The organism is Pseudomonas sp. GW456-12-1-14-TSB6, from assembly GCF_059424205.1.
In genome coordinates this window covers 1-11,634 of the sequence record NZ_JBWKZE010000004.1, presented here as the reverse complement: position 1 = coordinate 11,634, position 11,634 = coordinate 1, and the positions used below count along the sequence as shown (strand labels likewise).

Genomic DNA, 11,634 nt, shown 5'->3' with positions numbered 1-11,634 from the left:
GGCTGACATGAGACGTCTCGACATTTTCCTGAGGGGCCGCAGCCAGGCCTTGACCGACCTGGCGCAGGAGCTGGAACAACACGGTCATTCGTTGCTGACGGAGGTTGCTCCGTCGGTGGATCTGGTGATCGATGACGGCAGTCTTGCGCCACAGGATTACGGCACGACAGCGCAGCTGAACTTGCGCCTGGGCATTGGTGCAACGGGCATCGGCGGATTGCCGGTGCTCGATCTGCTATGCCTCTGCAACTCGACGCTGCTGAGCCGCGTGCCCATCGCCGACGAACCGTCCGGCAATGGGCAGGCCCTGCGCCAGCGAACACTGGCGCAAGTGGTGGACGAAGTGGCGCTGCTGGTCAGCCGTTTTTCCCGCGATGCCGAGTATTTCCAGCACGCGACAGCGGCCCGTGCGCCGGACTTCGAGCTGGTGGAAAACCTGCTGTTCCTCGACAGCCTGGCTTACATCCATCGCCTCAATGCCACGGCCCATCCGGCCTTGCTGCAACAGGCGCAAATCCCGGTGATCGAGCGGCTGCAACAGAGTCTGATCGAACACGCGGAGCGCCCGGCGCTGCACCTCGCCGAGCAGTCGATCAGCTATCGCCAGTTGCATGATCACAGCCGTGCAATCCAGCAACGGTTGCTGACAATGCTGGAGACACAGCAGCAACCGTGGGTGGTGGGGATTTGTCTGCCGAAATGCGATGCGCTGTTTGCTTCGATCCTGGCGATTCTCGGCAGCGGTGCGGTGTACCTGCCGCTGGAGCCGAGCCATCCGCTTCAGCGCCAGCAGTACATTCTGGAAAACGCCGGGGCGGTGCTGTTGCTGCACGACGGCGAACACCCACTGAGCGGTTCGCTGCCGGGGCTGGATGTCTGCCGCATCGACCGCACTGACGTCGATCTGTCGCAACCGTTGGTTCGTCACCGGATCGAGCTCGGCGCGCCGTGCATGGCGCTCTACACCTCAGGCACCACCGGGCATCCGAAGGGTGTGCTGCTGAGTCAGGCAAACCTTGCCCACTTCACCGCGTGGTACGCCAGCTATGTGCAGTTGCGGGCCGAGAGCCGGGTGCTGCAGTTCTCGTCGCTGAGTTTTGACTCGTCGCTGATCGACATCTTCCCGACCATGCTCGAAGGCGCGGAACTGGTGGTGCCCGATGACAACCAGCGCCGCGATCCGCTGCAACTGGTGGCGCTGATCCGACGGCGGCAACTGACCCACGCGTTCCTGCCGCCGGCGCTGTTGAGCATCCTGCCGCTGGAGCAACTGCAAAACGTCGGGCAGATCATGACCGGCGGCGACGTCTGCGAGCCGTTCGTGATCGAGCAACTGACGCGCCAGGGCAAGCTGCATAACCTCTACGGTCCGACCGAAGCCACGGTGCTGATCACCGCGCGGCAACTGCAACCGGGGGACAGCAATCGCACCCTCGGCGGGCCGATTGCCAACAGTCAGGTGCTGATCCTCGATGACGATCTGCAACCGGTGCCGGAGCAAACGGTGGGCGAATTGTTCATCGTCGGCCCCGGCGTATGCCTGGGTTACCTGAACAATCCACAGCAGACGGCGGAGCGCTATCTGGACTTGGAGTTGCCGGACGGCCAACGTCTGCGCGCCTACCGCAGCGGCGACATGGCCAAGTGGGGCGAGGATGGCATCGAGCTGTGCGGACGCCGCGACAATCAGGTGAAGATTCGCGGCTTCCGGGTCGAGCCGGAAGAGATCGAACGGTGCCTGCGCGAGAGTCAGCTGTATCGGCAGATCGCCGTGGTGATCGACAGTCAGCGACGGATTCTGGCGTTCCTTGCCCAGCCGCAATCGGATGCCGCGCGCGAGTCGTTGAAAGCTCACGCGCAGCAGTTTTTGCCTGACTACATGCAACCGGTGGCGTGGACGGAACTGCCGAACATGCCGTTCGCCGCCAACGGCAAAGTCGACCGAAAAGCCTTGCTGGAGTTGCCGGTCAGCGTGCAGGACAGCGGCCCGAAATGCCTGCCGGCCAACGCCGAAGAAGCGCTGCTGTTGGAGATCTGGGGCGAGTTGCTGGAGCTGCCGACCAGCGACATTTCCACCGACGAAAGCTTCTTCAATCTCGGCGGTCACTCGATTCTGCTGTCACGCATGCTCCTGCGTCTGCGGGAGGAATTCGGCCGCAGCATTTCGATCAACCGCTTCATCGAACTGCCGACCATCGCCAAGCTCGCCACGCTGGTGCGCGGCACCGACGACAGCGCGGTGCTCAGCGTCCAGGCGATGGCCGACGCCGAGCGAGCGCTGGACATCGAGCCGCTGCCGATCAGCCGCATGGGCGATGTGCACAAGGTGATCGTCACCGGCGCCAACAGTTTTGTCGGCGTGCATATCGTCGAGGCGCTGCTGGGATGGGGCGCCAGCGAGGTGGCGTGCCTGGTGCGCGACGGCGGCGGGCAAACCGCGGCGCAGCGCTTTGCCCAAGCGCTGCGAGAGAACCGGCTGGAGCATCTGGACCTGAGCCGGGTGCGGGTCTATTCGGCGGACATCAGCCGGCCGCAACTGGGCTTGGCCGATGACGATTTCGAGCGGCTGGATCGTGAATTCGGCGCGCTGGTGCACAACGCTGCCAACGTCAATCACGTACTCGACTACGAGTCGCTGGCGGCGGACAACGTCGAGCCGATTTTCGAACTGCTGCGGCTGTGCGAAGGGCGCAGCAAAAAGGTGTTCAATTTCGTCTCGACGCTGTCGGCCTCCAGCACCGTCGACGACGCAGGCCGGGTGCTGGAACTGCCCGCCGCACCGACGCCGCCGATCTACATCCGCAACGGCTACAACCTGTCGAAATGGGTCGGCGAGCGCATCCTCGAACGGGCCCGGGAGCGTGGGGTGCGGGTCAATCTGTATCGGCCCGGCAACATCAGTTTCAACAGCCTCAGCGGCGTGTGCCAGCCGCACAAGAACCGTTTGATGCTGATGCTCAAGGGCTCGATCCAGCTGGGTCAGGTGCCGGCCTTCGCGCTGAATTTCGACCTGATGCCGGTGGACTTTCTTGCCCGTTTCATCGCCTTCCACGCCAGCCGTTATTCGGCCGAACGGGCGGTGTTCAACCTGCACAACCCGGAGCCTCTGAGCTGGGATGCCTACGTCGCGTCGTTCCGCGAAACCGGCAGCGAGTTTTCGCTGGTCAGCGTCGCCGACTGGCAACAACAACTGGACCGGGTCGATGCCGACAATGCGCTGTTCGGCGTGCTCGGTTTTTACCTCAACGGCTTCGAGGAAGACATCGGCGACATCTCCCTGATCGGCCACGCCAACGCCCAGGCCGGCGTGCAGCAGATGGGCGCGCACTACCCGGAAAAATCCCCGGCGCTGCTGCGTCGCGGCTGCGACTACCTGAAAGAAATCAACTTCATCTGACTCATCAACCAAGGAGCAACACCATGAGCAATCTGCAACCCGACACCCTGATCAAGAATCCTCACGGCTGCCACGTCGTGTCTTCAGTGGAAGTGCCGGTGGACGCCAAACAGGTGTGGGCGGTGGTCGGTAAATTCGACGGTTTCGACCGTTTCATTCCGGCGCTGTCGCATATCGAAATGACCGGCGAAGGCGTGTCGTCGCTGCGCAAGAAGTTCTTCAAGGATGGCAACATCGTGGTCGAGCAACTCAACTCCCGGGACGACCAGGCGCTGAGCATGACCTGGACCACCATCTACAACACCCTGGGCGTGGCCAACCTGTGGGCGGCGATGAATGTGGAATCTTTGGGCGCGGGCAAGTCGCGGGCAACTTGGACGATCATTGCCGAACCCGCTTCCGGCGGCCCCGAGGCGCTGCCGGGGTTCAAGGATTTCGTGCAGGGGTTCGCCGATGATGCGATGGGCAATGTACTGAAGCTGTTTGTGTAAGGCATGAAAAAGCCCGCTGCGGATCACTCCGCAGCGGGCTGCTTTTTGACCGCAAACGATCAGATCTTGAAGCTGTCGACCAGCTGTTTCAAACGGTTGGCCTGCTGCGACAACGCATCGCAATCCTTCAACGTTTCATTGAGGTTGGCCACGCTCTGCTGGTTCAGCAGGTTGATCTGGTTGACGTCGACGTTGAGGGTTTCCACCACGGCAGTCTGTTCCTCGGTAGCGGCGGCCACCGACTGGTTCATGCCGTCGATTTCGCCGATGCGCTGGGTCACGCTGACCAGGCGCAGACCGGCCTGGTTCGCCACTTCAACGGTCTCCTCGCTGGACGCCTGACTGGCGTTCATGGTGGTCACCGCTTCGCGGGAGCCGACCTGCAGCGAAGTGATCATCTTGTGGATCTCTTCCGCCGACTCCTGGGTGCGGTGAGCGAGGTTACGCACTTCGTCCGCCACCACCGCAAAACCGCGTCCGGCTTCACCGGCACGGGCCGCTTCGATGGCCGCGTTGAGCGCCAGCAGGTTGGTCTGCTGGGAGATGCCTTTGATCACATCGAGAATGTGGCCGATGTTGTCGGTGCTCGCGTTCAGGGTTTCGATCTGGGTGCACGACAGGCTGATCTTCTGCGACAGCTCGGTCATGGCCTGAATCGTCTGCTCGACCACCTGACGACCGTCATCGGCCTGCTCGCTCGCGCCGCTGGCGTGTTGCGAAGCGTCGGCCGCGTTACGGGCGATTTCCTGGGTGGCGGCACCCAGTTGATTGATCGCGGCGGCCACGCTGTTGGTGCGTGCGCTTTGTTCGTCGGAACCGATGATCGAGGCGTTGGACGATGCCATCACCCGTTGCGACAGGTCGTGTACGTGGCGAGTCGCGGAAGACACTTCGGAAATGGAAGCGTGAATCCGCTCCACGAACTGGTTGAACGAACTGCCCAGCTCGCCGAACTCGTCCTTGCTTTCCACTACCAGACGACGGGTCAGGTCGCCCTCACCCTGAGCGATGTCCTGCATCGCGCGGCCCATGGTGATCAGCGGACGCATCAGCACGGTGATAAGCAGACTCAGGAAGACTGCAATCGCGCCCACCGCGACGAACATCGCGATCACTGCCGAAGTACGGAACTGGCTGAGTGCGGCGTAGGCCTTGTCGCGATCGATCGACAGACCGATGTACCACTCGGCATTCGGCAGACCGGCGACCGGAGTGAACGAAAGGATGCGTTCCTGGCCGTTGAGCACCACGTTCTGGTTGCCCTTCTCAATGCGCACTCCAGCGTTCGGGTAGATGTCCTTGAGGTTCTTCATCACCTGGTCTTTGTCCGGGCTGACGATCACCTGACCGTCACCGCTGACCAGGAACGCGTGGCCCAGACCGCCGAAGTCCACCGAGTTGATGATCTTCACCAGGGTTTCCAGGCTCAGGTCACCGCCCACTACGCCAAGCAGCTCGCCGTTCTTTTTCACTGGCATGGCGATGGTCACCACCAGACCGCCCACGGCGGCCATGTATGGCGGGGTCAGCATGGTCTGGTCAGCGGCCACGGCCTGCTTGTACCAGGGGCGCTGACGCGGGTCGTAACCGTCCGGCATCTTCGCGTCAGGGCGCTGGGTGAACACACCGTTGGCCTGGCCGACGTAGGTGAACTGGAAGTTCGAGGTGAAGGCCGGTTGATCGACCAGGCCGGGGAAGTCTGCATTCTTGCCTTGATGAGCAACGTTCTGCGCGAGGTTTTCCAGTACCAGAATCCGCCCGCTCATCCAGTTCTGCACACTGCTGGCGGTCAAGTCACCGGCCTGCTGGACCGAGGACTGGAGGTTCTGGCGAATGGTGTTTCGCTGCAGATAGTCGTTGTACAAAGTGAACAGCGCGAACGCCAGGACCACGACGCCCGAGGCGGCCAGCAGGATTTTATGGCTGAACTTGAGATTCATTTCATGGGACTTCTTATGCGAAAAGTGGGGATGCGTTCCGGATGCAACATTCCATGTACAGCGCAGGCAGCGTTCTGACGGCTGCTCTACTTTGGTGCACGCATGTCTCACCAGTCTGTCGGCACGCTTCGGAGAAAACTTAGGGCTTTGCAGGAAATGGATGGCATTTCTGCCAGATTCCCGCCGGACGGTGTATTAGAGCGGTCGCCTCTGCTTTTTTGATGAGCGTTTTGCAGCGCCGGTTGCAAATTCTGTAACCCTTGATGACAATGCGACTAATTATCATTTGTGACGTTCGGGCTGTCGCGTTCATGTCCTCACCTGAGTTGGCTGTACAGGCGCTTTACACGAGTCATCACGGCTGGCTCAACGGCTGGTTGCGCGCTCGGCTGGGCAATGCTGCCGATGCGGCGGATCTGGCCCAGGACACCTTCGTTCGACTGTTGCAGCGCACCGAGCGCCTGGAACTCAAGGCACCCCGCGCGTTTCTGCGCACGGTTGCACGGGGCTTGGTGATCGACCATTGGCGCCGTGAGGAAATTGAACGCGCCTATCTGGAAACCATCGCCCATTTACCTGAAGCCGAAACCCCGAGTGCTGAATCCCGCGCCTTGGTGATCGAACTGCTCGAAGGCATTGCCCGCATGCTTGAAGGCTTGAAGCCGAAAGTGCGTCAGGCGTTTCTGCTGGCTCAGTGCGAAGGTTTGACCCACAAGCAGATCGCCGAGCAGATGGGCCTGTCCCTGCGCTCGGTAGAACGCTACGTCGCCGACGCCCTGTTTCACTGCTACGTGCTGCGGTACGAAAACTGATGCCGGTGGATAACCTCTCGCTTGGCCGACGCGCCGAGCCACCGCAGCAAGTCGTCCGACAGGCCATTCACTGGCTCCTGCGCCTGCGTAATAACAACGGCAACCCGCGCCTGAATCGCCAGTGCGAACAATGGCGCGCCGAGCACCATGATCACGAACTGGCCTGGCAACGGGTGCAGTCTCTGCAAGCCGAACTGACCCACAATCTGCGCGCCGTGCCCGGTGCGCAGGTGGCATTCAACACGCTGGAAAACAGTGCGCAGGGGCTGGGGCGACGTCAGGCATTGAAGCTGTTGTCCGGCGCGCTGCTGATGGGCTCGGCGGGATGGCTGGCCAAAGACACGTCCGTCTGGCAACAGTGGAGCGCCGACTACGCCACCGCTACCGGCGAACGCCGTGGCTTCCAGTTGCCGGACGGCACGCGGATCGAACTCAACACCGCCAGCAGCGTGGATCTCGATTACACCGCGCAACAACGGCTGATCAAGCTGACCCGTGGCGAAATCATCGTCACCTGTGGCGGTGCCGATGAAGGTGCGCCGATTGACCGACCGCTGCGGGTGCAGAGTCGTCATGGCAGTTACGAGCCGTTCAAGGCGCGATTCATTCTGCGCCAGGAAGACGACTGCACGCGCCTGAGCGTCACCAGTGGCCGGGTCGCGATTCACTCCGCTGGCAACTCGACGGAGGCCATCGCCGGTCAGAGCTATCTGATCGATCACCATCAAATTCGCCCGGCGCCGCCGTTGGACATGGATGCCGGTGCCTGGGTCGACGGGCTGATCGTGACCCGCAACATGCGGCTGGGCGACTTCCTCGGCGAAGTCGGGCGGTATCGTCAGGGATTTCTGAGCTGTGCGTCGGATATTGCGGATTTGCGTCTGTCCGGCGTGTTCCGTCTTGAGGACACCGACAAGCTGCTGGCGATCCTGCCGCAGACCCTGCCGGTGCAATTGCGCTACCGCACCCGTTGGTGGGTGACGCTGGAGTCTGTGGCCTGAAAGTATTTTGGCGGGTTTTCGCGGCAAGTCCGGCTTAGTCAGTAAGCACTTCAACTCAGCCTTCGCGACTGCCTACGGAAACCTACAATGACTGCGCGCGTTACCTGTAAGAACCCTCTGAATTTCTCTGCCGAATCGGGAGTGTTGCGCCACGCCGTTCGGGCGGCGCTGTTTTCTACTGCACTGGGCGTTGGCGTGCTGCCGAGCCTGAGCATGGCGGCCAATGCCAGCGAGGTCAGCAGCCACCGCTACAACATCGCCCCCGGACCGCTGGGCGATGCGCTCAACCAGTTCGCGCGTGAGGCGGGCATCACGTTGTCGATGACGCCGCAGCAAACCCAGGGCCGGCAGTCACCGGGTGTGCAGGGCGAGTACTCGACCGATCAGGCCTTGAGCCATTTGCTCGACGGCGCGGGCCTGGAAGCGATCAGCCAGGACGGCAGCAGCTATGTGTTGCGCTCGGTCTCAGGAACCGAAGCGCTGGCCCTGCCGACCACCGACATCAAAGGCTTCGCCCTCGGCAACGCGCTGGGCAGCATGGACGGCTACAACGCGACGCACAGCCAGATCGCCACCAAGACCAGTACCGCGCTGCTGGAAACCTCGCAAAGTGTGTCAGTAGTCACCCGTGAGCAAATGGATGACCAAGGCTCGCAAACCGTGTCCCAAGCCATGCGTTACTCCCCCGGCGTACTGACCAACCCTTACGGCGCGACGCACCGTTACGACTATGTGGCGATGCGCGGCTTCAACGACGGTTCGGTGGATAACATCTACCTCGACGGCCTCAAGTCGATGGGCGACAGCGGCACCTACAGCACGATGCAGGTCGATCCGTATTTCCTCGAGCGCGTCGATATTCTGAAGGGCCCGTCGTCGGTGCTCTACGGCCGCAGCTCGCCGGGCGGTCTGGTGGCGCTGACCAGCAAGAAGCCGCTGTACGAGGCCTATCACCAGGTACAAGCCACCGTGGGTACTCAGGGCCAACGTGGTGTCGGTTTTGACTTCAGCGGACCGGTCGATGACGACAAGCGCATCGCCTATCGTCTGATCGGATTGACGGATCAGTCCGACACGCAATTCGACCACAACAAGGAAAAGCGCTTCGCCCTCGCGCCAACCGTCAGCATCGATTTCAGCGAGGACACGTCGCTGACTCTGCAAGCGTATCTGCAGCATGACCCGGACGGCGGCTATCACGGTGGCGTGCCGGCCGACGGCACGATTCATCAGCGCAACGGTAATCGTATCTCGCCGCACTTCTTCGAAGGCGAGCCGGGCATTGACGGTTACTCCCGTGATCAGCAGTCGTTCGGTTACCAGTTCGAACACCGCTTCAACGACGTCTTCACCGCGCGGCAGAACTTCCGCTACCTCGACTCCAAAGTGAACATGGATCAGGTGTACGCCTATGGCTGGACGTCGCCGACCAGCAACGAACTGAATCGCTACTACACCGGCGGTGACGAGCGCCTCCATGCGTTCATCGTCGATAACATGCTCCAGGCTGAATTCTTCACCGGCGCGACCAAGCACACAGTGCTGATGGGGGCGGATTACCAGCGGCGCAAAACCGTGGTCGACTGGAGCAGTGGCGGCCTGGCGCCTATCAATGCGTTCAACCCGGTGTATGGCAATTCCGCTATCACGCCATACGGCGAGACGAGCTATCTGCGGCGCCTGGAGCAGACCGGCGTTTACCTGCAAGACCTGATCGAGATGGACAAGTGGCGCTTCTCGCTGGGCCTGCGTCAGGACTGGGTGGAAACCTCCGACGAAAACCGCATCGCCGAAGCCGGCCGTCCGGTCGGCACCGAGATCAATGATCGACGCACCAAGCTCACCGGCCGTGCCGGCGCGCTGTATCTGTTCGATAACGGCCTCGCGCCGTACGTCAGCTATTCCGAGTCGTTCAACCCGAATTCCTACGCGGACAGTGCTGGCAATCCTCTTGCACCGACCGATGGAACGCAGTGGGAAATGGGCTTGAAGTATCAGCCGCCGGGTACTGACAACCTGTTCACCGCCTCGTTGTTCCGCATCGATCAGGAAAACCTGGCGACCAAACTGCCGCAGGAAAACTTCTATCGCGCTGTAGGCGCTGTCCGCTCTCAGGGGCTGGAACTTGAAGCGCACATGCAGTTGACCGACAACCTGAAAGTCCTCGGCAGCTACACCTTCACCGACATTGAATACTCGAAGTCGATGACCAGCACCTTGAGCACACCGACCAATGTGATCGAGAACAAAGGCAACTCGCCAACCCAGGCACCGCGGCACATGGCGTCCTTGTGGGCCGACTACAAGTTCGACAGCGCGGCGCTTGATGGCCTGCGACTGGGCGGTGGTGTGCGTTATGTCGGCTATAGCTGGGCGGATGCAGAGAACACCATGAAGGTGCCGTCCTACACATTGTTCGACGCATCGATTGGCTATGACCTCGGCAAGGTCGGTCTGAAGGGTATCGACGTACGCCTGAATGCGAACAATCTGACCAACGAATCCTACGTGGCCTCCTGCGCCAGCCTGGACTTCTGCTACATGGGCGAAGAGCGCAACGTCGCCGCCACGGTCAGTTACCAGTTCTAAGCCTTTGTCTTGTGCATGAAAAAGCCAGCCCCTGATTTCAGGGGCTGGCTTTGTCGTATCTGTGGGGGGAAGTTTCCATGCGTTCGTTTCTGGTTTTGTTGCACCGGTATATCGGGTTGGCCACGGCGGTTTTTCTGCTCCTGGCCGGGATCACCGGAAGCATTCTGGCGTTCAACCATGAGCTGGATGAGTGGTTGAATCCGGAGTTTTACGCGGCGTCGGCCGAGGGAGAGCGTCTGCCGCCAGGTGAGCTGGTTGATGCGGTGCAATCGGCCCTTCCGAAGTTGCAGGTCTGGTACATGGAGTACCCGAACGAGGCAGGCCACACGGCATTACTGGCGGCGGTACCGCGCAATGATCCGGCGACGGGTGAACCGTTTAAAGAACGCAATCAGGTGTTCTACCTCGACCCTGTCAATGGCGAGCAAAAAGGTCAGCGTTACTGGGGCGAGTGCTGTTTCCAGCGTGAGAACTTCGTTCCGTTCATTCTCGAGTTTCACTACAACCTGACACTGCCCGGTAACTGGGGTTTGCTGCTGATGGGGTTGGTGGCCATAGCCTGGGTGATCGACTGCTTAATCGCCCTCTGGCTGACATTGCCGCGGGGGAAACCGTTCTGGAAGAAGTGGTCGAGCGCCTGGAAGATCAAGGGCGGCCATGCGTATCGACTCAACTTCGATCTGCATCGGGCAGGGGGCTTGTGGCTGTGGTTGTTATTGCTGCCGATAGCCGTCAGCAGCGTGGCGATGAACCTGCCGAGCCAGGTTTTCAAACCGGTGGTGTCGTTGTTTTCTTCGATTGAACCGAGCGTGTATGAGGCCCGAGGGCGAATGCCGGCCGAAGAGCTGGGGATCACCCGATTGAGTTATCAACAGGCGTACGAAAGGGCACAGCAGGAGGGAAAAAGGTTGGGGCTGACAGCAGCGATCGGCGAGTTGTATTACAGCTTTGAATACAACTTTTACGGTGCGGGATTTGGACAGCATGACACCGAGGCCCACGGCAAATCCTGGTTATTCTTCCACGGTACTGACGGACGATTATTGGGGGAGGAGATCGCAGGAGAAGGGACGTTGGGAGAGCGGTTTTATCGGTTGCAGTTGCCGATACATGGGGGGCGGATCATAGGCTTCACCGGACAAGTGATGATCGCAGTATTGGGTGTTCTGATTGCGGGGTTGTCGGGGACTGGCGTCTACATCTGGTGGCGCAAATGGCAGGCTCGTCGGAGCAGCAAGACGCGCAGAGCTGTTTGAAGATCAGACTTTTATGGGCTCTGAAACGACAAAACCCCTGTCTGCATTAGCAGACAGGGGTTTCGGAATTCAATCTTGACGATGACCTACTCTCACATGGGGAAACCCCACACTACCATCGGCGATGCATCGTTTCACTTCTGAGTTC

General features: G+C 60.8%; 7 protein-coding genes and 1 rRNA gene. 6 read left to right on the top strand and 2 right to left on the bottom strand.

Annotation, left to right across the window (positions count from 1 at the left end):
• Positions 1 to 7: 7 nt before the first annotated feature.
• Positions 8 to 3,397 (top strand): non-ribosomal peptide synthetase, encoded by a 3,390-nt coding sequence (locus AC07Y2_RS04690; RefSeq protein ID WP_103385528.1) that lies wholly within the window; start codon positions 8 to 10, stop codon positions 3,395 to 3,397.
• Between the two features lie 23 nt (positions 3,398 to 3,420).
• Entirely contained in the window at positions 3,421 to 3,888 is a 468-nt protein-coding gene (locus tag AC07Y2_RS04685; RefSeq protein ID WP_103385527.1) for an SRPBCC family protein, read from the top strand.
• A gap of 59 nt (positions 3,889 to 3,947) precedes the next feature.
• Here AC07Y2_RS04685 and AC07Y2_RS04680 read toward each other — a convergent pair whose 3' ends face one another.
• Entirely contained in the window at positions 3,948 to 5,828 is a 1,881-nt protein-coding gene (locus AC07Y2_RS04680; protein ID WP_011331841.1) for a methyl-accepting chemotaxis protein, read from the bottom strand.
• A 311-nt stretch (positions 5,829 to 6,139) separates the two neighbouring features.
• Between AC07Y2_RS04680 and AC07Y2_RS04675 the strand changes: the two genes are divergently transcribed.
• The 4 genes from AC07Y2_RS04675 to AC07Y2_RS04660 all read left to right on the top strand — a co-directional run bounded on the left by AC07Y2_RS04675 (position 6,140) and on the right by AC07Y2_RS04660 (position 11,486).
• Positions 6,140 to 6,640, top strand: a complete 501-nt coding sequence (locus AC07Y2_RS04675; RefSeq protein ID WP_039773052.1) for a sigma-70 family RNA polymerase sigma factor — start codon at positions 6,140 to 6,142, stop codon at positions 6,638 to 6,640.
• Positions 6,640 to 7,641: a FecR domain-containing protein gene (locus AC07Y2_RS04670; RefSeq protein WP_039773054.1), complete on the top strand. Its 1,002-nt coding sequence runs from the start codon at positions 6,640 to 6,642 to the stop codon at positions 7,639 to 7,641. The genes AC07Y2_RS04675 and AC07Y2_RS04670 overlap by 1 nt, the downstream gene beginning before the upstream one ends.
• Positions 7,642 to 7,728: 87 nt before the next feature.
• A complete protein-coding gene (locus tag AC07Y2_RS04665) occupies positions 7,729 to 10,230 on the top strand; it encodes a TonB-dependent siderophore receptor (protein ID WP_103385526.1) in 2,502 nt (833 codons plus the stop codon).
• A gap of 77 nt (positions 10,231 to 10,307) precedes the next feature.
• The gene (locus AC07Y2_RS04660; protein ID WP_103385525.1) at positions 10,308 to 11,486 is read left to right on the top strand and encodes a PepSY-associated TM helix domain-containing protein; all 1,179 of its coding nucleotides are present in this window, start codon (positions 10,308 to 10,310) and stop codon (positions 11,484 to 11,486) included.
• A gap of 73 nt (positions 11,487 to 11,559) precedes the next feature.
• Here AC07Y2_RS04660 and rrf read toward each other — a convergent pair.
• Positions 11,560 to 11,634: ribosomal RNA gene (gene rrf / locus AC07Y2_RS04655) — 5S ribosomal RNA — on the bottom strand; the annotation flags it as partial.